Source organism: Qipengyuania pacifica (assembly GCF_019711555.1).
GTDB classification, from domain to species: Bacteria; Pseudomonadota; Alphaproteobacteria; order Sphingomonadales; family Sphingomonadaceae; genus Qipengyuania; species Qipengyuania pacifica.
Genome location: NZ_JAIGNQ010000003.1, coordinates 59,084 through 82,223 on the forward strand (window position 1 = coordinate 59,084; position 23,140 = coordinate 82,223).

Annotated in this window: 24 protein-coding genes; 16 read left to right on the forward strand and 8 right to left on the reverse strand. The window is 60.0% G+C overall.

From position 1 onward, the window contains the following. Window positions 1–73 precede the first annotated feature (73 nt). The 4 genes from K3177_RS10000 to K3177_RS10015 all read right to left on the reverse strand — a co-directional run bounded on the left by K3177_RS10000 (window position 74) and on the right by K3177_RS10015 (window position 3,080). Window positions 74–961 carry a hypothetical protein gene (locus K3177_RS10000; RefSeq protein ID WP_221598159.1) on the reverse strand — a complete coding sequence of 296 codons (888 nt, stop codon included), beginning with the start codon at window positions 959–961 and terminating at the stop codon, window positions 74–76. 34 nt (window positions 962–995) lie between these two features. Next, window positions 996–1,271 carry a hypothetical protein gene (locus K3177_RS10005; protein WP_221598160.1) on the reverse strand — a complete coding sequence of 92 codons (276 nt, stop codon included), beginning with the start codon at window positions 1,269–1,271 and terminating at the stop codon, window positions 996–998. Window positions 1,272–1,803: 532 nt separating this feature from the next. Next, window positions 1,804–2,115 (reverse strand): helix-turn-helix domain-containing protein, encoded by a 312-nt coding sequence (locus K3177_RS10010; RefSeq protein ID WP_221598161.1) that lies wholly within the window; start codon window positions 2,113–2,115, stop codon window positions 1,804–1,806. A 389-nt stretch (window positions 2,116–2,504) separates the two neighbouring features. Beyond that, window positions 2,505–3,080, reverse strand: coding sequence for a recombinase family protein (locus tag K3177_RS10015; RefSeq protein WP_221598162.1), 576 nt, complete (start codon window positions 3,078–3,080; stop codon window positions 2,505–2,507). A gap of 330 nt (window positions 3,081–3,410) precedes the next feature. Here K3177_RS10015 and K3177_RS10020 point away from each other — a divergent pair, with 330 nt between their 5' ends. From K3177_RS10020 to K3177_RS10030, 3 genes are all read left to right on the forward strand, one after another. After that, a complete protein-coding gene (locus tag K3177_RS10020) occupies window positions 3,411–3,899 on the forward strand; it encodes a hypothetical protein (protein WP_221598163.1) in 489 nt (162 codons plus the stop codon). A 92-nt stretch (window positions 3,900–3,991) separates the two neighbouring features. Beyond that, a complete protein-coding gene (locus K3177_RS10025) occupies window positions 3,992–4,924 on the forward strand; it encodes an STM4504/CBY_0614 family protein (RefSeq protein WP_221598164.1) in 933 nt (310 codons plus the stop codon). Between the two features lie 34 nt (window positions 4,925–4,958). Then, a complete protein-coding gene (locus K3177_RS10030; RefSeq protein ID WP_221598165.1) occupies window positions 4,959–5,366 on the forward strand; it encodes a hypothetical protein in 408 nt (135 codons plus the stop codon). Window positions 5,367–5,393: 27 nt separating this feature from the next. Here K3177_RS10030 and K3177_RS10035 read toward each other — a convergent pair whose 3' ends face one another. Both K3177_RS10035 and K3177_RS10040 read right to left on the reverse strand, forming a co-directional pair. Next, window positions 5,394–6,191 carry a hypothetical protein gene (locus K3177_RS10035; protein ID WP_221598166.1) on the reverse strand — a complete coding sequence of 266 codons (798 nt, stop codon included), beginning with the start codon at window positions 6,189–6,191 and terminating at the stop codon, window positions 5,394–5,396. A gap of 313 nt (window positions 6,192–6,504) precedes the next feature. Then, window positions 6,505–7,215 (reverse strand): Crp/Fnr family transcriptional regulator, encoded by a 711-nt coding sequence (locus K3177_RS10040; RefSeq protein ID WP_221598167.1) that lies wholly within the window; start codon window positions 7,213–7,215, stop codon window positions 6,505–6,507. A 101-nt stretch (window positions 7,216–7,316) separates the two neighbouring features. On the opposite strand from K3177_RS10040, the gene K3177_RS10045 reads away from it, so the two are divergent. From K3177_RS10045 to K3177_RS10055, 3 genes are all read left to right on the forward strand, one after another. Next, entirely contained in the window at window positions 7,317–8,459 is a 1,143-nt protein-coding gene (locus K3177_RS10045; RefSeq protein ID WP_221598168.1) for a beta-ketoacyl-ACP synthase III, read from the forward strand. Window positions 8,460–8,498: 39 nt separating this feature from the next. Next, window positions 8,499–9,251, forward strand: coding sequence for a phosphatidylserine decarboxylase (locus K3177_RS10050; protein ID WP_103023493.1), 753 nt, complete (start codon window positions 8,499–8,501; stop codon window positions 9,249–9,251). Between the two features lie 83 nt (window positions 9,252–9,334). Continuing rightward, window positions 9,335–10,072, forward strand: a complete 738-nt coding sequence (locus K3177_RS10055) for a CDP-alcohol phosphatidyltransferase family protein (protein ID WP_196848057.1) — start codon at window positions 9,335–9,337, stop codon at window positions 10,070–10,072. Here the strand turns inward: K3177_RS10055 and K3177_RS10060 are convergent. Then, window positions 10,056–10,295, reverse strand: coding sequence for a hypothetical protein (locus tag K3177_RS10060; protein ID WP_221598169.1), 240 nt, complete (start codon window positions 10,293–10,295; stop codon window positions 10,056–10,058). The genes K3177_RS10055 and K3177_RS10060 overlap by 17 nt on opposite strands. A gap of 352 nt (window positions 10,296–10,647) precedes the next feature. On the opposite strand from K3177_RS10060, the gene rpsB reads away from it, so the two are divergent. Beyond that, window positions 10,648–11,400, forward strand: coding sequence for a 30S ribosomal protein S2 (gene rpsB, locus K3177_RS10065; RefSeq protein ID WP_103023794.1), 753 nt, complete (start codon window positions 10,648–10,650; stop codon window positions 11,398–11,400). Window positions 11,401–11,510: 110 nt separating this feature from the next. Next, the gene (tsf, locus tag K3177_RS10070) at window positions 11,511–12,437 is read left to right on the forward strand and encodes a translation elongation factor Ts (protein WP_103023495.1); all 927 of its coding nucleotides are present in this window, start codon (window positions 11,511–11,513) and stop codon (window positions 12,435–12,437) included. 202 nt (window positions 12,438–12,639) lie between these two features. On the opposite strand, the gene K3177_RS10075 is transcribed toward tsf, so the two are convergent. Next, the gene (locus K3177_RS10075; RefSeq protein WP_345725385.1) at window positions 12,640–14,322 is read right to left on the reverse strand and encodes an SLC13 family permease; all 1,683 of its coding nucleotides are present in this window, start codon (window positions 14,320–14,322) and stop codon (window positions 12,640–12,642) included. Window positions 14,323–14,461: 139 nt separating this feature from the next. Here K3177_RS10075 and pyrH point away from each other — a divergent pair, with 139 nt between their 5' ends. The 8 genes from pyrH to K3177_RS10115 all read left to right on the forward strand — a co-directional run bounded on the left by pyrH (window position 14,462) and on the right by K3177_RS10115 (window position 23,139). Then, a complete protein-coding gene (gene pyrH / locus K3177_RS10080; RefSeq protein WP_221598170.1) occupies window positions 14,462–15,187 on the forward strand; it encodes a UMP kinase in 726 nt (241 codons plus the stop codon). Between the two features lie 12 nt (window positions 15,188–15,199). Then, the gene (frr, locus tag K3177_RS10085; RefSeq protein WP_103023497.1) at window positions 15,200–15,757 is read left to right on the forward strand and encodes a ribosome recycling factor; all 558 of its coding nucleotides are present in this window, start codon (window positions 15,200–15,202) and stop codon (window positions 15,755–15,757) included. 24 nt (window positions 15,758–15,781) lie between these two features. Further along, window positions 15,782–16,465 carry a polyprenyl diphosphate synthase gene (uppS, locus tag K3177_RS10090; protein WP_196845881.1) on the forward strand — a complete coding sequence of 228 codons (684 nt, stop codon included), beginning with the start codon at window positions 15,782–15,784 and terminating at the stop codon, window positions 16,463–16,465. A 31-nt stretch (window positions 16,466–16,496) separates the two neighbouring features. Next, window positions 16,497–17,219, forward strand: coding sequence for a phosphatidate cytidylyltransferase (locus K3177_RS10095; protein ID WP_221598171.1), 723 nt, complete (start codon window positions 16,497–16,499; stop codon window positions 17,217–17,219). Then, on the forward strand, window positions 17,216–18,367 hold the full coding sequence (dxr, locus tag K3177_RS10100; protein ID WP_221598172.1) for a 1-deoxy-D-xylulose-5-phosphate reductoisomerase: 1,152 nt from the start codon (window positions 17,216–17,218) through the stop codon (window positions 18,365–18,367). Before K3177_RS10095 ends, dxr begins: the two co-directional genes overlap by 4 nt. A 9-nt stretch (window positions 18,368–18,376) precedes the next feature. Further along, window positions 18,377–19,513, forward strand: a complete 1,137-nt coding sequence (gene rseP / locus K3177_RS10105) for an RIP metalloprotease RseP (RefSeq protein WP_221598173.1) — start codon at window positions 18,377–18,379, stop codon at window positions 19,511–19,513. Window positions 19,514–19,684: 171 nt separating this feature from the next. Beyond that, on the forward strand, window positions 19,685–22,444 hold the full coding sequence (gene bamA, locus K3177_RS10110; RefSeq protein ID WP_103023500.1) for an outer membrane protein assembly factor BamA: 2,760 nt from the start codon (window positions 19,685–19,687) through the stop codon (window positions 22,442–22,444). Beyond that, window positions 22,444–23,139: an OmpH family outer membrane protein gene (locus tag K3177_RS10115; protein WP_196845885.1), complete on the forward strand. Its 696-nt coding sequence runs from the start codon at window positions 22,444–22,446 to the stop codon at window positions 23,137–23,139. Before bamA ends, K3177_RS10115 begins: the two co-directional genes overlap by 1 nt. The last annotated feature ends 1 nt before the right edge of the window (window position 23,140 follow it).

The window sequence follows — 23,140 nt, forward strand, 5'->3', positions numbered from 1 at the left end:
GCAACATAGGCAGCAAGGGTCGGCCCGCCGATTTCAGGCGAGCTTGGTAAGTATGTCATGTTGTCCTTGTGGTTTAGGGGTTGGCGAGAGGGTCATCGCCATCAGCGCTGGCAGGCGCGCGTGTGTAGGCATCGCGAAGGCGGGCGATGCGCTCGGATAGGCCCAGTCTCTCAATAGATGGGCTGTCAGTCGGGGTACTTTGCGGGGGTTCCGGGGTGATTTTCTCGGAATAGGCCCGTTCTACGAGCTTGCTCCGCAAGGCTAGGGGAGAGACCCCCAGGACACCCTCATCATTTAATAGGTCTGCAATCCATAGGATGTCATCGAGATAAATCCTGCGCTTGCTCCCGTCGATCCGAGGGCGAATACATTCTCGCTGGCCGTTCCTTTCGATGGTGAAGCGATGGTCACCCAGCAGTAGGCTAGTCGCCGTTCTATGACCGATTGAGCCGAACTCGGCGCGATCTGCCTGCGCATTCTGTCTGGCGTGCTTGACGGCTTCCCTGACCTTGGAGAGGCAGCTCATTCGGTCGGGATCGTAGTGGGCACCGTTCGAGCGGAACACGTCTGCTATCCTCTTTCGTGCCCCTGCCGATAGGCGAGCGTTGAAATGGTTAGCAGTCGGGAAGCTCGTGCCCAGCTTGGTGTTTAGTCGCTTCACGTCGTCGACGTTGGTTTGGCCTACAGCCTCCGCGCTGGCAAACCATTGGGAAACGAGCTTGCTGACTTCATCGACATAGCCGGAAGGCTTGTTCAGAAAGGCCCTGTGCTGTGATAGAACGCGGACGTTCTTCGCCTCTGGGTATCTCGCCACGTAGGCGTCTAGGCCCTCGGTCCCCTGCCGGGGGAGGATCGCCTGTATTTCCTTGCGATGATGCTTGAGGCGCTCCGCATATGGCATTGCGGCTAGGTGGTCGTCATGGTCGATCCCTGCTGGGACCAACGCGGGTTTGTCGTTCATGTTCTCCTATGAGGCGGGATAATCGCCATTGCGGTCAGCGGTCCCTACGGACGTAATCGCGAGTTAAGTTTTCGTCGGGGTAATCTTGCTTGAACCGGTCGAGAGCGGCTGCTTGTGCTGCCCTACGGCCACTGGCTCCACGCTCTGCCCATTGTGGGAGAGGTAGCTGAAGCGCCTCCAGAAGGAAGCGGGTTGCGGCAATGCGGTGGCCATTGCCAGTTAGGTATTCCTCAACTGCACTGTCGGAAAGCCGAGCCTTGAGAGACTGAATGGCCAGCCGATCCGCAGCAGGGTCGATTGCGTTTAGCATCGGGGTTCCTTGTGATTGGATCAGAAAGAGTGACAAAAGGGAATGCAGGCGTCCCGCTCGTTCGCGGCTGAAACCAATTGTCGGCTTGGAAGTCCTTGAAGGGGCCGCCCCTACCGGCGCGACATCAGGCGCACAGTAGGGGCAGCAAGTAACCCGCGCCGCTACCCCAGCGGACGCTTGGACAAGGACAACAGCCAAGGCGGGTAAGCGTCTGGAAATCGAATGATCCCCGCGCGCTCTGTTATGACGGTAGCAATTCAAATTTACGCCCTGCTCGCCCCGTATGCGGCGCAAGGCGTTAAAGGTTCAACGATGAGAAAGAGCGGTGCTTTGGGAGATGTGGGCGAGCAGTCGTGCCGCTCTGCCTCTGGGTGCCTGTGGCTACCCGGCTGCGGCGCTACGGGGCCGCTCAGCTGGCGATGGTGCCAGAGACCGCTCTGCCTTTAACGCAGAACAGGGGCCAGCTAGCTGCCAGCCCCCATGCGGTCAATCGTGTTCGATGATTTAGTGTTGCAGGCTATTCGCCCACTGGTCAGGCGGTCAGTCTAGCTAGCCTCGCAGCTGCACCTGTTTGCATGGCAGGCTCGACTGGTGTTTCGCCGAGTTCGGTGGCTGCGGTGCCCGTAGACGGGCTAGTTTCGTATTCCTCGATAGCATCGGTGGGGATGCGCCAGAGCTTGCCAATCCTAAAGCCTTTAAGAGTCCCGGCATTGAGCAAGTCATAGATCAGCGTGGTGCTGCATTCCCAGCGCGCGGCGAGGGTTGCAGGTGAATAGGGGCGCGTCACAGTCAGGCCGCGCGGGGCAGAGGCAGGCGGGCCGGTCGGATTACCTGAGCGGTGCAAGCAAGGTCCGCGAAAGCCTCCCGCTCATAGAACGCTCGAATGTGCCTAGATGCCGCCACAAGGACGCTGGCCGGGTAATCTTGTCCCCGGACTAGGTGAGGGACCAATCGGGGGTCCTTGGCGATCCTGAGGCCAAACCAGCGGGCGGATTTGTTGTCGTCTGCAAGGTAATCCGTGATGAGGTTCACAAGGTCTGCGTGGCGGGTGCTATTAGGCGCGAGCGGCATTAACGTTCCTCCAAGTTGGTGCTGGCCACCCGTTTAATAGAACCGGGCGTCATCGCAATAATAATCCAAAGACAAGTGCTACAATTTGTTGCGGTAATTTCTGACACCTAAGAGGTTCAGAGTATCCGCTGATGACATGATAAGTCGGGATGTAAAACTGGTCTAAGAACTAGCCTGTGCGGTGTCCTTGCTATCTTGCTCTGCTAGCCGGTAGACTGTTGAGCGCGCGCAACCTAACTGCTTAGCCACATCTACTGGCCGGGTGCCCTCTGCAAGCAGCCGCTTGATTTCAGCAGGGTCCACGCTGGGCTTGCGTCCCTTGTATACGCCCTTGGCCTTAGCCGCTGCTATGCCGTCCCGTTGCCGCTCCGCTCTTATGTCGGCTTCGAACTCTGCAACGGCTGCAAGGATGCCTAGCGTTAGCTTCCCGGTCGAAGTTGTGGTGTCGATCCCGGATTGCTGGAGAACGCGGAAGCCGACGCCTTTGCCCGTGAGTGTCTCCACCAGCTTATGCAGGTCGATCACCGAGCGGGCTAAGCGGTCCAGCCGGGTGACTACCAGCGTGTCTCCCTCCCGCACGTAGTCCAGGGCAGCGTTAAGTTGCTCGCGATCTACGGTGCGCCTCCCGCTTTTCTTCTCTTTGAATATCTTGCTGCACCCGGCTTGCTTGAGGGCATCCTCTTGCAGTTCCAGTGATTGCCCAACGCTCGACACGCGGGCGTAACCAACATCAACCATGAGACAGGCTCCTTGTCCTATTAGGGTCTAGATGTCGGAGTAAATACGTCCGATAATTCCTAAGTCAACCCTAATCGGACAAAATAAGGAACATCGTCGGACGCCCTGCTAGGGTATACTCATAAAGGACGAGGTGGCAAAGGTCGGCCCTGCGTTTTCCCGTGCGGGCTGGGCGGGGGGGACGGGGGGAAACGCCCTTACATATGGTCAGAGGTGTGGCCTCGCGTTAGCACCTCGATTTTCGAGTTTGGGGAATTACGAATGAAGATACGGCCAATAACTGGGATACTATGCCTGATTGTGGCGGTCGCCGGAGGCGTTCTTCTCGGAATGAACTTGCCAAGTCATTTTAAGCTGTCGCCTGGAGACGTTCTCGCCTTCTTCGGCGGATTACTGGGGACAGCAGCCACAGTCGGCGGGGGTATATACGTCCTCGACAGAGAGCGGAAACGTGAGGATCGAGAAAGGCGCGCTTTTCTCTCTGATCTGCTCGATGAAGTCGAGGCTGCTTGCCGACCCTTTCAAATGGCGAATGAAGCGGCGCTGGTCGCGCGGCGGGGAATAACAACGCGAGAGGCGGTCCAAACGCTTAAGGGGGCAGTTGGACGGGTGCATCAATTTCGCAGTCGCTTAGAACCAAAAGATATAAGGATGCTGAAAATTTCAGACCGTATCTTGGAGTTGGAAGTCGATGATGCAGAGCTAGATGAGCAGGCGGCTTCTGCTGGACTGTACCCGAATGAGGCGGACTATGGTGGCTTGAACGCTATCGGACACGAAATCGTTGGGACCGTTCAGAAAATTCGCGCCCATCTCTAACGAAATTGGTGCCCCAAAATGGGATGGGGGAAATCTCAAGCGGCTTATCTCTTAACCGCGAGCTATCGGCGGTGAAGATAAAGGATAGCAAAATGGCGATTTTCAGATTGTATTCGAAGCGGCTGCACGACGCCGCAAAGTCCGGCGTAGCCGACGTATACAGGTATGATAAAATACCTGAACCAGTACGCGTCCAAGTGAAACAAATTGCGCTTGATGGGCTGGGGCGTGTGGGCTCGCGGGGCGACGGTTTTAACCACGGAAAAAATGAAAACGATGTGTGGGTCGAGCTTGAGCGCATCTATCTCCGAGAGAGGGGCTTAGAAAGTATTTCCAAAGGGGATTTCGCAGGTTCACGACTACTGGCATTTATGCGTGATTGCAGCGTTGTCGAATGGCTCGATCTTCTCGAACTAATTTGTTTTGGCATCAAGGTTATGGGCGACAGTAGTCGACTCAGTGACAGGCATAATTGGCAGATTAATGGCGCACCAGACGAAGCTATAGATGAGATAAACTATCGGCTGCGCGAAGGCGGTGTGGGCTATCAAATTGAGGATGGTCGGGTCATTCGCGTTGACAGTGAGTACGTTCATGCCGAGGTCATCAAGCCAGCGCTCGCCTTGCTGTCGGAAGATGGCTTTGAGGGTCCTCGCGAAGAGTTCCTTGCCGCGCACGGCCACTACCGAGCGGGCGAGCATCGACAAGCTGTTGCGATGGCGGCGAACGCTTTGGAAAGCACCTTCAAGGCCATCTTCGACAAGAAGGGCTGGGAGCACAAAAAGGGCGCGCGTATCTCCGATCTTGTTAAGGTGGCGAAGGCAAACAAGCTCTGGCCGGACTATATGGATGGCAGCTTCGACCAACTGGTAGCCACGCTTCAAAGTGGCCTTCCTAAAGTCCGCGATAACGATGCCTCGCATGGCCAAGGTGCTACTCCGAAAGTAGTTCCTGGCTATGTTGCCGCATACGCCTTGCACTTGGCGGCTAGCAAAATCGTGTTCATTGCCGAGGCGGCCAAGTAGCATTCGCTGCTTAACTCAAGGTTGTGCTGCTGGTATGTTTGGACGCAGCTTTACAGGGGGCATCGCAGTGTTGACGCGTCTAGATGAAAAACTGTTATTGGCTCTGAGAACAGGGAAGCATTTCAAGCGTAATCCGGGGGATGTGATCGAATTGTTGTCCCAGCATCTCGAGCCATCCGAAAGCGAAGAAGACAGTGGGAACGAGGCTAGGGCAAGCGCCAGACGACTTGTGGCGGACGGTTTGGCCATATCTGTGCCCGACACTTATCGGCCAAACAGACCTTACTTGCGGATCACTGACGACGGTATGGCTTATGCAGATATATTGGCGGAGAATAATCGAGAGAGGACTCTTCTTGAGCGCATAAAAGCGGTGCCTCGCAGCGACTGGATCGCGTTGGTGGCGGTTGCCGTTTCTCTGATCGCCTTACTCAAGGATTAGATAGAGACTGCCAAATAGCCCTCTCATTTAAGTTTGAGTCAAATACCCTGCGATGTAGCCAGCTACAGGCCCCCCACCAACCCGCATTGCTTGGCTATACGCGCTCAACAACCAGTCACCCGTTTCCCATGCCCCCTTCGCCCGCTCTGCATGACCGAAAACCGCCTTGAGTAACTTGCCGGTTCGCTTAAGCAATGCGCCGATTTCCGGGTTTGCGTTCATATCAATGCCACGCTCAAGCGTGAGGTATGCGAGTATCACCTCTCGTAGGCTTTCAATTGAATAGCCCCAACCAAACCAGTCCAACCGCTCCAAGCGAAACCGGAAATTTTCCAACCCTTCGATGAGACTTTCCCGGATGAAATCCCGCTCACCGAGCTGGGCTTCCTTTAGCCATTCGAGGAGGGTCTGGGTCAGTCCGAGAAGTTCAGTAACCTCCTCTGGAGTGAGATTCGGAAAACTATATTCACTAGGTATAGCTGGAGATAGCATCCTTATCGGGCTGCTGTGCTCGGCACTAACGCACCGCTGTCCGTGGTTTTTCCAATGATTTGAGAGGCCAGCGTGGCTAAAAGCACCGCGTATTTGGGTGAGATGATTTTCAGCGCCAGTAAGAACCGCCTCGTTGGCACCGATAGATTTCAAAAGCCGGGAAAGAGCAACCGTTCGAGTGGTGATACTGCCGAGAATTTGAAAGAACTCGGGTGACCAAGGATCGACCTCGAATGTCGATGCAAGAAATTGGTCGCCCCGCGTTTGGTGCGCGAGGTTTAGGCGATCGCACAGAGCCGCAAGTTCAAGCGCCGGGTCACTTAGCTCTGCCATGATAGTCCCTCAATATCGTCGCTCGCCTTCGTAAGGGCTTCTTGCAAGCATTTGCTACCTAATTGTTTGCAGAGAATAACTTGGCACTTGTTCGATAGCCGACAAGAACTGTGGTTCTAATCCCATTACGTAAATCGAACCTTGCCCGGGCTGCTACAATCGAGTATCCCAACCGTACCAGCATCCGAAAGGCAAACCGTTGGTTTTTCAGGGCTTTCTGGGGTAGATCTGATAATCCAGCCCTGTCCACCACCGCCATTTTCATTCTCGTGTAGAAGTCCAGGGGGCGTTGGGCCCTTTTCTTCGGGCCGGCCTATCCGGCGATATCTTGCAGTTCTTCGATCATATCGATCCTGATCTCGCGCCGAGATGAAAGCGTAATGATGCCTTTCGCCCGCAACTGGGTCAGCTGCCGGCTGACGGTTTCCACTGTCAAACCGAGAATATCTGCAATCTGCTGCCGCGAAAGTGGCAGGAGGACGGTCGTCGATCCGTCTGCTTCACTCGTTCCCAGGCGATCTGCCATCTCGATCAGAAAGCTGGCGAGTTTCTGTTCTGCGGTCATGCGGCCGAGTAACAGCATCCACCGGCGAGTCTGGTCCAGTTCGCCCAGAGTGCGTTCCAGAAGCTTATGTTCCAGGCGCGGATGTTCGCGGGCGAAGCCTTCGAAATCCCTTCGTTCGAACACGCAGATGTGGGAATCGGTCAGCGCCTCCACGCCATAAGGGGATGTTTCGCCGAATGGCCTGCCGAGGAAATCGGATGGATAGACGAGGCCAAGTATCTGTTCCTTCCCGTCTGCCGAATGGGAAGAAAGCTTCAAGATTCCTTCAATCACATTTGCGACGAGGACCGCTTCATGGCCCTCCCACATCAATTGCTCGCCCGCGGCAAGCCTGCGTCGACGGCCAATGCCGTTGAGAATGCCGATTTCCCGTGGATCGAGATCGGAGCAGATCGCCTGGTTGCGAATGGCGCAGGCCTGGCAAAGGTCATGTCGCGACGATGCGGGCGCTTCCTCCATAAATGCGGGGACTATCCGTTGTCGCATGAGATGCCAAGACATGGTGCAAGGCATCGGCGGGGGAGCTTGTCGGGATTGGCCAGTCGGCCTAGTCAGCTGCAATGACTCAGAGCGAAAAGCTGACCGGGCGTCCTGTCATCTCTGCCACAGGGCTGTTTACGCCATCCGACACCATCACGAACGAGGAGCTGGTTGAAAGCTTCAACCGCTATGTCGAGCGTCACAATGCCGACAACGCTGCTGCGATCGAGGCAGGGGATGTGGAAGCGCTGCAAACCAGTTCGGTGGAATTCATCGAAAAGGCGAGCGGGATAAAGGCGCGCCATGTCATGGCGAAAGGTCCGATACTGAATCCGGAGATAATGGCGCCCCGCTGGCCGGAACGGTCCAATGAAGAGCTCTCGATGCTGGCCGAGATCGGGGTAAAGGCCGCCCGGCAGGCGCTAGAGCGGGCAGGGCGCGATGCTGCGGAAGTCGATGCCGTCCTTTGCGCTGCCTCCAATATGGAGCGACCCTACCCGGCAATGGCGATCGAAATCCAGCAGGAGCTGGGCATCGATGGTTTCGGTTTCGATATGAATGTCGCTTGCTCATCTGCGACGTTCGGCATCCAGACGGCTGCGGACTACATCCGCTCGGGTAACGCGCGAAGCGTGCTGGTGATCAGCCCCGAAATAACCAGCGGCCACCTCAACTGGCGCGATCGGGACAGTCATTTCATTTTTGGCGATGTGGCAACGGCGGTGCTTGTCGAAGATGCTGGGATCGCACCGGCCACGCACTGGGATATTCTCGGCACGAAGCTGAAGACCGTCTTTTCGAACAACATCCGCAACAATTTCGGCTTTCTCAATCGTGCATCCCCCGCCGGCGAGGGCAAGGCGGACAAGCTCTTCGTTCAGGAAGGGCGCAAGGTGTTCAAGGAGGTCGTTCCGATGGTTGCCGAGATGATCGTGACCGAGGCGGAAAACTTCGGACTCGATCCACAAGGACTGCGGCGCCTTTGGCTTCACCAGGCCAATGCCGGGATGAACCGTCTTATCGCCCAGCGCGTGCTGGGACACGAGGCGACCGCCGATGAAAGCCCAACGGTACTCGATACCTACGCCAATACGTCCAGTGCCGGTTCGATCATAGCTTTCCATAAGCATAGCGACGATCTGGAGGCAGGCGATACCGGACTGATCTGCAGCTTTGGTGCCGGATATTCGGCAGGCGCGGTCTTCGTGCGCAAGGTGGCATAACACCTTGTGACTATTGGCCGTAGTCCCTAGGTGTTGAACATGCCTGGTGATCTTCTTGACAATCGTGGCCGCGGCGATGCTCGCTGGTCATGGCCCCCCATCCATCCCGAAGGACGCAAGTTCGGGATTATCGCAGTAATCGTTAGCCTCGTTTTCCTGCTCGGCCTCGACTGGGAAATCATTGGCTGGCCTTTGCTGCTGCTTTCTCTGGGCGTGTTCGCGTTTTTTCGCGACCCACAGCGCGTGGTGCCGCAGGACGACAGGTTCATCGTCGCGCCGGCCGATGGGCTTGTCTCGCTGATTGCCGAAGTCGAACCCCCGGCAGAATTGATTGTCGATGATGGTAGCGAACATGCCGGGCTGGAAGCGGCCAAGGTCACGCGGATCTCGATCTTCATGTCGGTCTTCGACGTTCACATCAATCGCACGCCGATCGCGGGAACCATCCGCCGTGTCGTCTACATTCCCGGAAGCTTCGTGGACGCCGGCCTTGATAAGGCGAGCGAGGAAAACGAGCGCCAGCATATTCTGGTCGAGCGGACGGACGGATTGAAGCTGGGTTTCACCCAGATAGCCGGCCTGGTTGCGCGGCGGATCGTTCCCTTCGTCAAACCGGGCGACACCGTGGGCGTAGGGCAGCGGATTGGCTTGATCCGGTTCGGTAGTCGGGTCGATGTCTACTTGCCGGCAGGTACCGATTCGAAGGTTCTGCTGGGTCAGAAGGTGATCGCAGGCGAGACCGTTCTGGCAGAAATTGGAACGCAGACGCTGATCGAAGGCGTGTCCCAGTGAGCTTACTCCCGCCGCAGGCCCCCGCAGAGCCGGAAGAGCGCGCACGTTTGGGCCCGAAGGCGGCGGAAGATGAACGTCCGGTAATGGGCCGGTCGCGTGCATTGACGCTCAAGGCGATGGTGCCCAATGCGATCACGGCTGCTGCTCTGTGTTCCGGTCTTACCGGCATCCGCTTCGCCATCGGCGAAAATTGGGGTGCGGCGGTTGTTGCGATCATTCTGGCGGGTCTGCTTGACGGGATCGACGGACGAATAGCGCGTGCCCTCAAGGCGCAATCGCGGTTCGGAGCAGAACTGGACAGCCTGGCTGATTCGCTGAGCTTCGGCACTGCGCCCGCGATCATCATTTACCTGTGGTCGCTGTCAGCCGAACCGAGGCTCGGCTGGTTCGCGGCGCTGGCTTTTGCGATATGTTGCGCTCTCAGGCTCGCACGGTTCAATGCTCAGATCGACGTGAAGGAGCAGCCACATAAGTCCCTCGGTTTCCTGACTGGCGTTCCTGCGCCGTTGGGCGCGGGGCTGGCCTTTGCGCCATTCTATCTTTGGATGGCTACGGGGCTTGAAGAGCTTCGTCATCCGCTTCTGGTCGGCGTCTGGCTGGTCGCGGTGGCATTGCTCATGATCTCGAGCATGGCCACACCCGGTTGGACGTCACTGCGGCCGCGGCGCGGAATCAGGCTCGAGATAATCGCCTTAGCCGGACTTCTGTTTGCCGCCCTGCTGGTCGAACCATGGTGGACGTTGAGTGCGATTTGCGTCGGCTATCTCTTGCTGCTGCCTTATACTCTGCTCCGCTATTCCCGCATCAAGCGGCGCAGTTGATTGTGCCCTTCGCGGCGCGGCCCACGACCGATCTATCGAACGCATTATGACCTCCCAGCGAGATGCCCGGACGAAGTGACGGCAGGGCGGGGACGTTTCCGTTCTTCAAATCGCGGCGCAATCTGCCGAAAGCGGACCACCACCGTAGACCGCTATCGGCGAGAACTCCCACTGCCGCCAGAGCGGCAGCGGCGAGAAGGATGACAAGAAACAGTGCGAACATTGCGATATCTCCAATCCCGGCTGCCGCCAACTATGTTGACAGACTGGGGAAATCAGGTGGAAAACCCGTACTGACCACCGTCGGTTCCGGCGATCTGATCAATGTTCTCTTTTTGTTCTTAGCTGTCAACTGCTTTTCGCGCCCGGATTCCCTTTTTTAGCGGTGAATCGAGGCTGGATTTCCTGCCCGAACAGCGCTAAGGGCGCCCGGTTCGCATCGGAATCGGTCGTTTCAATGACTGTTCTGGTCGGGCAAATCCACATGGAAGGCACACCATACCGGTGCCCTGCGCGGGACGTGACCGCATTCGGGTTCCAGCTTTCCAGAGGCATAACCGGAAAGGAATATGATTATGGCGGCTCCTACCGTCACGATGCAGCAATTGATCGAAGCCGGATCGCACTTCGGCCACCAGACCCACCGTTGGAACCCGCGCATGAAGCCGTATATCTTCGGCGCGCGCAACGGCATCCATATCATCGATCTGTCGCAGACCGTACCGCTGTTTGCGCGCGCGCTTGACTTCATCCAACAGACCGCGCGTTCGGGCGGCAAGGTACTGTTCGTCGGTACCAAGCGCCAGGCGCAGGACGCGATCCGCGATGCCGCGCTCGCTTCGGGTCAGCACTTCGTCAACCACCGCTGGCTCGGCGGCATGCTGACCAACTGGAAGACCATCAGCGAACGCATCAAGTACCTCAAGACGCTCGACGAGCGCCTGTCGGGTGACACGGCTGGCCTGACCAAGAAGGAAGTGCTCGACCTTACCCGCAAGCGGGACAAGCTCGAAATGTCGCTTGGCGGCATTCGCAACATGGGCGGCATTCCGGACGTTATGTTCGTGATCGATGCGAACATGGAAGATCTGGCGATCAAGGAAGCCAATGTTCTCGGCATCCCCGTCGTCGCCGTGCTCGACACCAATGTCGATCCTGAAGGCATCGCTTTCCCGATCCCGGGCAACGACGATGCTGCACGCGCCATCCGTCTGTACTGCGATGCAGTCGCCAATGCAGCCAAGAGCGGCAAGGGCGAGGGCATCCAGGATTCGGGTGCCGACGTTGGCGCGATGGAAAATCCGCCGGAAGAAACTGCGGCGGCCTAAGCTCTTTAACGACCGGGCGCCATCACGCGCTCGTCACAAAGCGGAGTTACGCGCCGGGCCGCTATCCAGCTGGCCCGGTGCCCGCACATCATCTCTAGAAGGAAAATACCATGGCTGCATTCACTGCCGCTGACGTAAAAGCCCTCCGTGAAAAGACCGGCGCGGGCATGATGGACGCCAAGAAGGCACTCGAAGCCGCAAACGGCGATATCGAAGCTGCGGTCGACGCACTGCGCGCCAAGGGCCTCGCCACTGCTCAGAAGAAGTCAAGCCGTACCGCCGCCGAAGGTCTTGTCGGCATTGCCGTCGAAGGCACCAAGGGTGTTGCCGTCGAAGTGAACTCGGAAACGGACTTCGTTGCCAAGAACGACCAGTTCCAGGATTTCGTCCGCAAGACCACTCAGGTCGCGCTCGGCACCGCTGGTGACGACGTCGAAGCGCTGAAGGCTGCCGACTATCCGACCGGTGGCACCGTCGGCGACAAGCTGACCGACAATGTTGCGACCATCGGCGAGAACCAGCAGGTCCGCCGCATGAAGACCGTTTCGGTGACCGACGGCGTCGTCGTGCCCTACATGCACAATGCAGTCGCTCCGGACCTCGGCAAGATCGGCGTGCTCGTCGCGCTTGAGAGTGAAGGCGACAAGGACAAGCTGGCCGAACTCGGCAAGAAGCTCGGCATGCACATCGCCGCCGCCTTCCCGCAGGCTCTGACCGCTGACGGTCTCGACGCCGAAGTGATCGAGCGCGAGCGCGCGATCGCCAAGGAAAAGGCTGCCGAAAGCGGCAAGCCCGAGAACGTCCAGGACAAGATGGTCGAAGGCGCTGTGTCCAAGTACGCCAAGGAGAACGCTCTGCTGAGCCAGGTCTTCGTCATGGATAACAAGACCCCCATCGCGCAGGTCGTCGAGCAGGCTGCCAAGGATGTCGGCGCCAAGGTCGAGCTGGTGGACTATGTCCGCTTCCAGCTGGGCGAAGGCATCGAGAAGGAAGAGAGCGACTTCGCCGCCGAGGTCGCCGCTGCCGTAGCCGGCTAAGCGTAACCGCTTCCTACAGGATTGGGCCGCCGGACCGTGTGTTCGGCGGCCTTTTTCGTGGGCGGGGTGGCGGGGTGGGCGGCATCTTGGCCAAGTTCATGCATGGGTGTGCGGGTGTGGCCGAATCGGGGTTGGAGTGGCCCGCCGCGAAGCTAGCGGGACGGCGACGTGTAGGAAATCGGGTTGATCGAATGGGCCTGCGCTAGAATTGCAGGCCCATCGTCGCGCCGCCCAGGAAGTAGCAGAACAGCGTTATCAGCACGACCCCGACAAGGTTGAGCACCAGGCCGCCGCGCGCCATTTCGGCGATAGTGACGGCGCCGGTACTGAACACGATCGCATTGGGCGGCGTCCCCACCGGCAGCATGAACGCACAGGTGGCGGCGAAGGCGGCAGGGACCAGAAGTCCCATCGGATCGACCCCGATACCCAATGCCACCCCGCCGAGGATCGGAATGAAGGTGGCGGCTGTCGCCGTGTTGCTGGTGACTTCGGTGAGGAAGAGCACGATCGCGACCACTGCCGCGATCAGCAGGATGAGCGGCAATGCGCCGAGGCCACTGGCCTGCACGCCGAACCACGCGTCGAGACCGGTGGCGGCGACGGCGCTGGCGAGACTGAGGCCGCCACCGAACAGCAACAGCACGCCCCAAGGCAAACCGTCTTCCGCGTCTTTCCAGGTCAGCACCATTTCGCGCCGGCCCCGTCCGGGCAGGATGAACATGGCGATGCCGGCGGCAATGGCGACGGCGGTATCGTTCATCTGTCCGAACCAGCCGAGATTATCGCCAAGACCCGGAACGCTGGAAAGGAGGCCCGGTACGACCCAGAGAAACGCTGCACCGACGAAGACGGCCGCAACCATCTTTTCGCCCTGCGAGACGGGTCCGAGCTTGTGGATTTCCTTTTCGATCATGTCGCGGCCGCCCGGAATGTCGCTGAGATCGAAGCGATAGAGGAGCCGGGTCATCAGGAGCCAGCCGACCAGGATAAAAGCGAGCGCAGTCGGCACGCCGAGCATCATCCAGTCGAGAAAGCCGATTTCGATACCCAGTTCCGTGCTGGCATAGCCGGCGATGATCGCATTGGGCGGGCTGCCGAGCAGCGTGCCCAGGCCGCCCATGCTGGCTGACCATGCGATGGCCAGCATCAGACAGATCGCGAAACGACGAATGTCGGAATCTTCCCCCAGATCCACGTGCCCGGGCCGGGGCAGGGCGGCGGTATTGTCCGCCGCGTCCGACGCCGTATTCGCGCGGTCGCCCATGAGCGCGATGACCGACAGGCCGATCGGCAGCATCATGAGCGTTGTGGCGGTGTTGGAAACCCACATGGAAAGAAAGCCGGTCGCGAGCATGAGGCCAAGCACGATCTGCTTGGGCGACGTGCCGACCCGGCGCAGTGTCCACAGTGCAATCCGCCGATGCAAATTCCATTTCTCCATCGCGATGGCGATGAGGAAGCCACCCAGAAACAGAAAGACGATCGGGCTGGCATAGGGGGCAGTGCTGCCTGCCACATCCAGATCGGTAACCATCGGCATCAGCACGATCGGAAGAAGCGAGGTGGCGGCGAGCGGGATCGCCTCGGTAGTCCACCATACAGCCATCAATGTCCCAATTGCGGCAACGGCACGGGCATCCTGGCTCAAGTTCTCAGCGCCGCCGAGCGCCAGCCAGACCGCCAGCGCGGCAATCGGCCCCAAGGCGCGAAGCATCCAGGTCAGCCGTGCGGGGCGCAAGCCCGGCGTGGCCGGTGCGTCATAATCTTCGTACCGGCCCTGGTGGCGAATTTCATCCGACATGCATTCTCCCAATCCCATGCCCGCCATATCGACCCGATCCCCCAAGATCGACGTTGCCGGGCTGTCGGCCTTATCCGACACATTGCACGGCGTCACTAGGGTGGGTGGCTTTCTTGCCTGAGATTGCCGGGTCGGCAGGCGCACGGCTTTCCCTTTGCGCCTGTGCCCCTTCGCGGCTAAGGAGCCGCAACCTCTTGCGCAACACGGATTCTCCGCCTCCATGCCTCTTAAGACGATGAAGCGTGTCCTCCTGAAACTATCGGGCGAAGTCCTGATGGGCGATCAACAGTTCGGGATCGATCCTGCTTTCGTCCTTGAACTGGCCAAGGAAGTGAAGACTGCGCGGGAGACGGGCTTGGAGATCTGCCTGGTCATCGGCGGCGGCAATATTTTCCGCGGTATGGCCGGGGCGGCGCAGGGCATGGACCGGGCGCAGGCCGATTACATGGGCATGCTAGCAACGGTGATGAACGCGCTGGCGATGCAGAGCGCGCTGGAGCAGCTTGGCGTGCAGACCCGTGTGCAGAGTGCGGTGCAGATGGATCAGGTGTGCGAGCCGGTGATCCGCCGCCGTGCCGAACGGCACCTCGAAAAAGGGCGCATCGTGATTTTCGCCGCGGGCGTGGGCGCACCCTATTTCACCACCGACAGCGGCGCCGCCCTGCGCGCAGCCGAAATGAACTGTGACGCACTGCTGAAAGGCACGAGCGTCGACGGGGTATACGACAGCGATCCCAAGGAGAATGCCGAAGCGAAGCGGTTCGACACCGTTACCTACGGCAAGGTTCTGGCCGACGACCTGAAGGTCATGGATGCCAGCGCGGTCGCGCTGTGCCGCGACAACAATATTCCGATCGTCGTTTTCTCGATCCGCGAGAAAGGCAATCTGGCCCGCGTGCTGAGCGGGCAGGGTGTGCAGACGATCGTCACGAACGAAAAGAAGTAAGAGGAAGCCGCCATGGCAAAGTACGACAAAGCCGACATCGAGCGCCGCATGAATGGCGCAGTGGAAAGCCTGAAGAGCGACCTTTCGGGTCTGCGCACGGGCCGCGCCAACACCAGTCTGCTCGACCCGGTCGTGGTCGAGGTTTACGGTGCCATGATGCCCCTGAACCAGGTGGCCACCGTCAGCGCACCCGAACCGCGCATGCTGAGCGTGCAGGTGTGGGACAAGGCCAATGTGACGGCGGTCGAGAAGGGTATCGCGAAGTCCAACCTGGGCCTCAACCCGATGATCGACGGTCAGAACGTGCGTCTGCCGATGCCCGACCTGACCCAGGAACGCCGCAAGGAGCTGGCCAAGCTGGCAGGCGAGTATGGCGAGAAGGCGAAGATCGCCATTCGCAACGTGCGCCGCGACGGTATGGAAGCGCTGAAGGACGATGAGAAGAAGAAGGAAATCTCCGAGGACGACCGCAAGCGGTCCGAGGACGAGGTCCAGAAGCTGACCGACAAATACGTCGCCGATACCGATGCGGCGGTCGAAAAGAAGGTTCAGGAAATCCTGTCACAGTAAGCTGGCAGGACGGGGAGCGGAAAGATGAACGGGGAAGGGCAGCACGCCCGGCATGTAGCCATCATCATGGATGGCAATGGCCGCTGGGCGAAGCGCAAGCACCTGCCCCGGGTCATGGGGCATCGCAAGGGCGTGGAAGCCGTACGCGAGCTGGTGCGCAGCCTGAAGGACACGAGCATCGAGTGCCTGACGCTCTATGCTTTCAGCAGCGAAAACTGGAAGCGGCCCGAGGAAGAAGTCGACGACTTGATGAACTTGATGCGCAAGTTCATCAAATCGGATCTGCCTGAATTCATTGCCAACGACGTGAAGCTGCATATTCTGGGCGACTGGAAGGGGCTGGCTCCCGATATCGTCGGCATGCTGGAAGATGCGCTGGCGCAAACGGCCAGTGGATCGCGCACTCTGGCCGTGGCGCTCAATTACGGATCGCAGGCCGAGATCGCCCATGCGGCGCAAGCCGCCGCGGCAGAGGGCGAGATCACAGAAGAGAGCATTGCGCGCCACCTTTACAGTGCCGGATTGCCACCGCTCGACCTGCTTATTCGCACAAGCGGCGAGGTGCGGTTGTCCAATTTTCTCTTGTGGCAGGCGGCTTACGCGGAGATGCTGTTCCTCGACGTGCTATGGCCGGACTTCACGCCTGACCATCTGAAGAGCGCGCTGATCGAATATGGGGAACGGGAGAGACGTTTTGGCGGGCGGTGAACCGCAGGTTGAATTGCGCAAACGCGACCGGATGAAAGCGACCGCAAGGCGTTATGTCCGCGTGCCTCTGGCGGTGCGCACATCCGACTTGCCGAAACGCGCCGCGTCAGCGGCAGTCATGCTGGCCGTGGCAGGCGGCGCGCTGTGGGCCGGCGGCATTGCGCTGACGCTGTTTATCGTCATCGTGGCGGCGGCGACCTATGCCGAACTGGTCAGGCTGGTCGTCAGGGCGACCGTACGGCCGGGCTGGCGGATCGCAGGGCTGATACTGGGCGCCATTTATATCGGCTTTGCCGCCTATTCCCTCGTCATCATGCCGCGTTTCTATCTCTATCTGGTGATCGGATCGGTCATCTTCACGGATACATTCGCCTATTTCACCGGACGTACGATCGGCGGGCCGACCATTGCCCCGCGGATCAGCCCATCCAAGACGTGGGCAGGGCTGGGCGGCGGCATGGCCGGCGCGGCCCTGTTCGGCGTCATCCTGCTGCAGGCGATCGTACCGATGTCGGATAGCTGGCATCTGGGGATCGATGCCTATCCCTGGTCGTCGCTCGCCGCGATCGCGATCGGTGCGATAGCGGCCATCGCTGCACAATCGGGCGATTTCCTGGAGAGCTGGCTGAAGCGCAAGGCGCATATGAAGGATTCGTCCAATCTCATTCCCGGACATGGCGGGGTATTCGATCGCACCGACGGGATGCTGCCGGTGGCCGTGGTGGTCGGTCTGCTGGTAACAGGCATCGCATGACCCGCACGATTTCCATCCTCGGTGCGACGGGTTCGGTCGGCGAACAGACGCTAGATCTTGTCCGCCGCAACCGCGACGACTGGCGTGTGGTCGCGCTGACGGCGAATTGCCAGGTCGCCACGCTTGCTGCGGCAGCGCGCGAGTTCGGGGCCGAGATTGCCGTAGTGGCCGACGAGAGCTGCCTTGCCGATCTGCGCGAGGCGCTGGCGGGTAGCGGCATCGAGGCCGCGGCGGGCCGGACCGCCCTGTGCGAAGCGGCGGCACGCCCGGTCGATCTGACGGTGGCCGCGATCGTCGGCTGTGCCGGACTTGGCCCGACCATGGCTGCGATCGAGCAGGGCGGCACCATCGCCCTGGCCAACAAGGAAGCGCTGGTTTCCGCGGGCGAGGTCATGACTGCTGCAGTGAGCCGCCATGGCGCCACGCTGCTGCCGGTGGACAGCGAACACAATGCAATTTTCCAGTGCCTGCAAGGCGGCCGGATCGAAGATGTCCGCTCGATCACGCTGACGGCCAGCGGCGGGCCCTTGCGGCTGGTAGAGGATCTGTCCGAGGTTACGCCCGAACAGGCGATCGCTCATCCGAACTGGGACATGGGCGCCAAGATCAGCGTCGACAGCGCCACCATGTTCAACAAGGGGCTGGAGCTGATCGAGGCGCATCATCTGTTTCCCGTCGGACTGGAGCGGATCCGGATCGTCGTGCATCCGCAAAGCGTGATCCATTCCATGGTCGAATATCGCGACGGGTCCACGCTGGCGCAGCTTGGCCCATCCGACATGCGCGTACCGATCGCATCGTGCCTTGCCTGGCCTGCGCGGATGGATACGCCGATGGCGCCGCTGGATCTGGCGGCGATCGGCGAACTGTCCTTTTTCGCGCCGGACGAGGAGCGTTTTCCCGCTACCAGACTGGCGCGCGAGGCAGCCGAAGCGGGGGGAGCGGCCCCGGCCGTGCTGAACGCGGCGAACGAAATCGCGGTAGAGGCTTTCCTGAAGCGTAAGATTGCGTTCAGCAGGATCGCGGTATTGGTCGAGCGTGTTCTTGCGGACGGGGATCACCCCGATGCGCCGCGTTCCCTCAGCGACGTGCTGATGGTGGACGAGGCTTCGCGCAGACGCGCCACCGAAATGCTGGAGCTTGCCTGACCCGTGGAATTGAACCTGCCTCTCTGGCTTTACTATGTCATCGGTTTCCCGCTGCTGCTGGGCCCGCTGGTGACGATCCATGAGCTCGGCCACTATCTGGTGGGGCGCTGGTTTGGCGTTCACGCGGAAGCCTTCTCGGTCGGTTTCGGCAAGGAAATCTGGGGCTTTACCGACCGGCGCGGCACGCGCTGGAAGCTGAGCGTGCTGCCGCTGGGCGGTTATGTGCAGTTCAAGGGCGACATGAACCCTGCGAGCATTCCCGATCCGCAGGCGGCCAGGCATGCCAGCGCCGAGGAACGGGAGGGCAGTTTCCACCATGCCGCGCTGTGGAAGCGCGCGCTGATCGTTTTTGCCGGGCCGGCGACCAATATCCTGCTGACGCTGGCGATTTTCGCCGGCTTTTTCGCCTTTTACGGCAAACCCGTCCCGGCCGATGCCGAACAGCAGCTGGCCGTGGCGGAATTTGCCGAGGTGTCCCCTGCACGCGAGGCGGGCATCGAGGTCGGCGACCGGATCGTTGCGGTCGAGGGCGAGCGGATGGAGGATTTCCGCGATGTGCAGGATTCGATCATGCTCTATCCCGGCCGGACGCTCGACATAACGGTCGACCGCGACGGGACGGAGCGGACCTTTGCCGTCCCGGTCCGCAGCGTGGAAATGGAGGATCGCTTCGGCAATGTGTCGAAGGTGGGTCTGATCGGCATCGCCTCGGGCGCATCGGCCTTCGAGTTCGAGCCGCAGGGCGTGATCGCCTCGCTGGGGCTGGCCGTCGATCATTCGATCGGGATCGTCGACATGATGGTCACGGGAATCGGGCAGATATTCACGGGCGAACGGTCGGTTCAGGAACTTGGCGGGCCGGTGAAGATCGCGAAATTTTCCGGCGAACAGCTCAGTCTGGGCGGGATGGCCTTCATCAACTTCGTGGCCCTGATCTCGCTTAACTTGGCATTCATCAACCTGCTGCCAATTCCGGCCCTCGACGGCGGGCACCTGGCTTTCTATGCGGCTGAAGCGATCCGCCGGAAGCCGGTGGGCCCTCGTGGAACCGAAGTGGCGTATCGCGCCGGTGTGGCCCTCGTGCTCATGCTGATGGTATTCGTCACGATCAACGATCTGGTGCACCTCCCGGTATTCGGGAATTAGCCGGGGAAACGGAGCGGGATACCGGCAAATCGCAGCAGCAAAGCTTGATTGGCGAAGGCGCTTGAGGCAGGGGGACGATTGGTCGCTCCGCACACGCGGCCCGATGCCGGATCGGGGACTGCGCCTGCCGGGTCTTCTGTAAGTGTAACGAGGACGGGAATCTCCTTGTCGATGACTGAATTTGCTTCTGCCGCTACGCGTCGCAAGAACTCTGCTGCGCGGCTGGCGATCGGCCTGCTGGCCGGGACCATGCTTGCCGGGATGCCCGCTGCGGCATTCGCGCAGGACGAAGATGCGGCAACGCCTTCCCCCGCGCCCGCTCCGGCGACGCCGCAGGACGGCGAGGCCTTCGTGCCGACGCTGGCGCCTGCAGCAACCGCGCAGCAGGACGTCGTCCAGACGATCGCGATCAGCGGTGCAGAGCGTCTCGAGCCGAATACGATCCTGTCGTATATCAAGCTACGCCCGGGCGATGTGTGGACGCAGGCGGCCGGCGACCAGGTCCTCAAGGACCTCTCCGCCACAGAGTTGTTCTCCAATTACAGCGTGACGAACGATAACGGAAACGTGGTTATCACCGTGGTCGAGAACCCGGTCATCAACCGCATCATTCTCGAAGGCAACAAGCGGATCAAGAACGACAAGATCCTGCCGGAGATCAAGCTGTCGCCGCGCCAGATCTTCACCCGTTCCAAGGTGCGCGCCGACGTTGCCCGCATCATCGAGCTCTACAAGCGGCAGGGCCGCTTCGCCGCAACGGTCGAACCGAAGATGGTCGAGCTGTCGCAGAACCGCGTCGATGTCGTGTTCGAAATCAACGAAGGGCCCAAGTCCAAGGTCCGCCAGATCAACATCATCGGCAATGAAGCGTTTTCGGACGGTGACCTGCGCGGCGAGATGATCACCAAGCAGGCGCGCCTGACCAGCTTCCTGAGTTCCAACACGAGCTACGATCCCGATCGCCTCGCCTTTGACCAGCAGAAGCTGCGCCAGTTCTACCTGACCGAAGGCTATGCCGATTTCCGCGTGGTTTCGGCTGTTGCCGAGCTGACCCCGGACAAGCGCGATTTCATCATCACCTATGTCGTTGAGGAAGGCGAACGCTACAAATTCGGCGACGTCGGGGTCGAGTCGCGACTGCGCGATTTCGACGATAGCGCGATGACAACGCGCCTGCCGATGAAGACGGGCGATTGGTACGATGCCAAGCTGGTCGAAGACACTGTCGAGCAGATGACCGAACTGGCCGGTACCTTCGGTTACGCCTTCGCCGATGTTTCTCCCGAGTTCCGCCGGAACCCGGAAGATCATACCATGAGCGTCACATTCGTGATCCGCGAAGCGCCGCGCGTTTATGTCGAACGTATCGACGTGAACGGCAACACGCTGACACAGGACAAGGTCATCCGCCGCGAGTTCCGTATTGCGGAAGGCGATGCGTTCAACTCGCTTTCCGTCGCGCGTTCGACGGCGCGCATCAATTCGCTGGGCTACTTCCAGGAAAACTTCGAGATCAATCAGGTCGAGGGCAGTGCGCCCGACCGCATCATTCTCGAAGCGAACGTGGAAGAGCAGCCGACCGGCGAACTACAGCTTTCGGCTGGTTTCTCGAGCATCGAGAATTTCATCCTTGCCGGCTCGATCCGCCAGCGCAACTTCCGCGGCCGCGGCCAGACCGTCGGGCTGAGCCTGAACTATTCGCGCTTCTCGAAGTCGGCGCAGGTCAGCTTTACCGAACCGTACGTGTTCGATCGCAATATTTCGGCCGGCGTCGATATCTATCGCCGCGACATCAACAGCTTCAATTTCCGTAACAATCAGCGCAACACCACTTTCCAGCAATCCACCACCGGTGCTTCGCTGCGGGCCGGTGTGCCGTTGACGGAATATATCTCTGCGATCGGCAGCTACACCTTCAATTACGACGACGTGTCGCTCGACGAGTCGCTGTATTTCTCGGATCGCGATGGCGACGGGGTCGCGAGCTGTGATCCGCTGCTCGCCAGTCGTTATCTGTGCGAAGCGATCGGCAAGCGCGCCAGCTCGATCCTCGGCCTGACGATCAATTACAACACGCTCAACAGCCGGCTGCGTCCAACGCGCGGGGAAACGCTCAGTGTCACGGGCGAATTCGCCGGTCTGGGCGGTGACGCGAAATACGTGCGCGCGCGCGCCAAGGGCAGCAAGTTCTGGCCGGTGGGCGCCGGCTTCATCTTCTCGGTAACCGGTGAAGGTGGCTGGATCCACAGCTTCGAAAACAATGCCGTTCCCGGACAGGACAATGTGCGCCTGACAGACCGGTTCTTCCTCGGTGAGCCACAAATGCGTGGTTTCGACATTCGAGGCGTAGGCCCGCGTATTGTCCGTCTGCAATATCTGGATGACGATGGCGACGACAGCACGCCCCGCGTACTCCAGACGATCGACGAAGCGCTCTCGGGCGACCGGCGGGTCGACGATTCGCTCGGCGGGCGGGCCTATTATCTGGGTCGCGCAGAACTGGAAATTCCGCTGGGCAGCGGTGCCCGCGAGATGGGCCTGCGTCCTTCGATCTTCCTCGACGTCGGTTCGCTGTTCGACATTACGCAGCCGGTTCTCCAAGATTATCCCAACGGCCTTCAGGCGACCGACGGCAGCGGAAATCTGCTGTTCGTCCAGTCGGGCGTCGGCGCCGACGGGAACCCTACCGTCGAACTCGTGACCAGTCCGGTTGCGCCCGATGGCACCGTCAATCCTCCAAGCATCATTGGCGGGACCTACTTCAGGGAGGTCTTCGTTGGCGACAGCCCGTCGCCGCGTATTTCAGTGGGTGTGGGCGTGAACTGGAATTCGCCCTTCGGTCCGTTCAGGATCGATGTAGCTCACGTGCTTAAAAAGCAGGTTGGAGACGATACCAAAGTCTTCACCTTCAACGTAGGAACGCAATTCTGATGAAAATTTTCGCAAAAACCATCGTTGCCGCCTCGCTTGCCAGCGTGGCCGCCATCGCGACTCCTGCTGCGGCGCAGGTTGCAGGGATTGCCACCAGCAGCCCGGAAGCCGTGATCGTTCGCAGCCAGGCGCGCATCAACGCCTATCAGCAGATCGACCAGCAATTCGCGAGCCAGATCACTCAGCTCCGCACGATGCGTCAGGAAATGCAGACGCTTCAGCAGAGCCTCGATACGGATAGCAACGGTCAGATCAGCCAGGCCGAAGCACAGGCCAACCAGTCCGTGGTGCAGCAGCTGCAGCAGAAAGAGCAGCAGCTCCAGCAGGCATCCCAGCCGATCGTCCTCGCCCAGACCTATGCCATCGAGCAGCTGATCAACGATTACCAGAACGTTCAACAGCAGGTCGTCCAGCAGAAGAAGATCCAGCTCCTGCTCAACCCCGATGCGATCCAGTGGGCGCCTGACGCAGTGAACGTGACCGACGATCTCGTCGCCGCGCTGAACCAGCGCGTTCCCAGCGTGCAGACGACACCGCCTGCCGGCTGGCGTCCGCGCCAGGAATCGCTGGCAACGCAGCAGACGGTTTCGCAGGTCCTGCTAAATGTCGCCCAACAGCAGGCAGCGCAGCAGCAGCAACAGGCCGGCCAGCAGCCTGCACAGCAGCAGCAGCCCGCACAGCCTTCGGGCCGCTGAT

Bases quoted from the DNA above. Each gene is read 5' to 3' on its own strand.
- K3177_RS10000 (WP_221598159.1), bottom strand. From the start codon at position 961: ATGAACGACAAACCCGCGTTGGTCCCAGCAGGGATCGACCATGACGAC.
- K3177_RS10005 (WP_221598160.1), bottom strand. From the start codon at position 1,271: ATGCTAAACGCAATCGACCCTGCTGCGGATCGGCTGGCCATTCAGTCT.
- K3177_RS10015 (WP_221598162.1), bottom strand. From the start codon at position 3,080: ATGGTTGATGTTGGTTACGCCCGCGTGTCGAGCGTTGGGCAATCACTG.
- K3177_RS10020 (WP_221598163.1), top strand. From the start codon at position 3,411: ATGAACTTGCCAAGTCATTTTAAGCTGTCGCCTGGAGACGTTCTCGCC.
- K3177_RS10025 (WP_221598164.1), top strand. From the start codon at position 3,992: ATGGCGATTTTCAGATTGTATTCGAAGCGGCTGCACGACGCCGCAAAG.
- K3177_RS10030 (WP_221598165.1), top strand. From the start codon at position 4,959: ATGTTTGGACGCAGCTTTACAGGGGGCATCGCAGTGTTGACGCGTCTA.
- K3177_RS10035 (WP_221598166.1), bottom strand. From the start codon at position 6,191: ATGGCAGAGCTAAGTGACCCGGCGCTTGAACTTGCGGCTCTGTGCGAT.
- K3177_RS10040 (WP_221598167.1), bottom strand. From the start codon at position 7,215: ATGGAGGAAGCGCCCGCATCGTCGCGACATGACCTTTGCCAGGCCTGC.
- K3177_RS10045 (WP_221598168.1), top strand. From the start codon at position 7,317: ATGACTCAGAGCGAAAAGCTGACCGGGCGTCCTGTCATCTCTGCCACA.
- K3177_RS10050 (WP_103023493.1), top strand. From the start codon at position 8,499: ATGCCTGGTGATCTTCTTGACAATCGTGGCCGCGGCGATGCTCGCTGG.
- K3177_RS10055 (WP_196848057.1), top strand. From the start codon at position 9,335: ATGGGCCGGTCGCGTGCATTGACGCTCAAGGCGATGGTGCCCAATGCG.
- K3177_RS10060 (WP_221598169.1), bottom strand. From the start codon at position 10,295: ATGTTCGCACTGTTTCTTGTCATCCTTCTCGCCGCTGCCGCTCTGGCG.
- rpsB (WP_103023794.1), top strand. From the start codon at position 10,648: ATGGCGGCTCCTACCGTCACGATGCAGCAATTGATCGAAGCCGGATCG.
- tsf (WP_103023495.1), top strand. From the start codon at position 11,511: ATGGCTGCATTCACTGCCGCTGACGTAAAAGCCCTCCGTGAAAAGACC.
- pyrH (WP_221598170.1), top strand. From the start codon at position 14,462: ATGCCTCTTAAGACGATGAAGCGTGTCCTCCTGAAACTATCGGGCGAA.
- frr (WP_103023497.1), top strand. From the start codon at position 15,200: ATGGCAAAGTACGACAAAGCCGACATCGAGCGCCGCATGAATGGCGCA.
- uppS (WP_196845881.1), top strand. From the start codon at position 15,782: ATGAACGGGGAAGGGCAGCACGCCCGGCATGTAGCCATCATCATGGAT.
- K3177_RS10095 (WP_221598171.1), top strand. From the start codon at position 16,497: ATGAAAGCGACCGCAAGGCGTTATGTCCGCGTGCCTCTGGCGGTGCGC.
- dxr (WP_221598172.1), top strand. From the start codon at position 17,216: ATGACCCGCACGATTTCCATCCTCGGTGCGACGGGTTCGGTCGGCGAA.
- bamA (WP_103023500.1), top strand. From the start codon at position 19,685: ATGACTGAATTTGCTTCTGCCGCTACGCGTCGCAAGAACTCTGCTGCG.
- K3177_RS10115 (WP_196845885.1), top strand. From the start codon at position 22,444: ATGAAAATTTTCGCAAAAACCATCGTTGCCGCCTCGCTTGCCAGCGTG.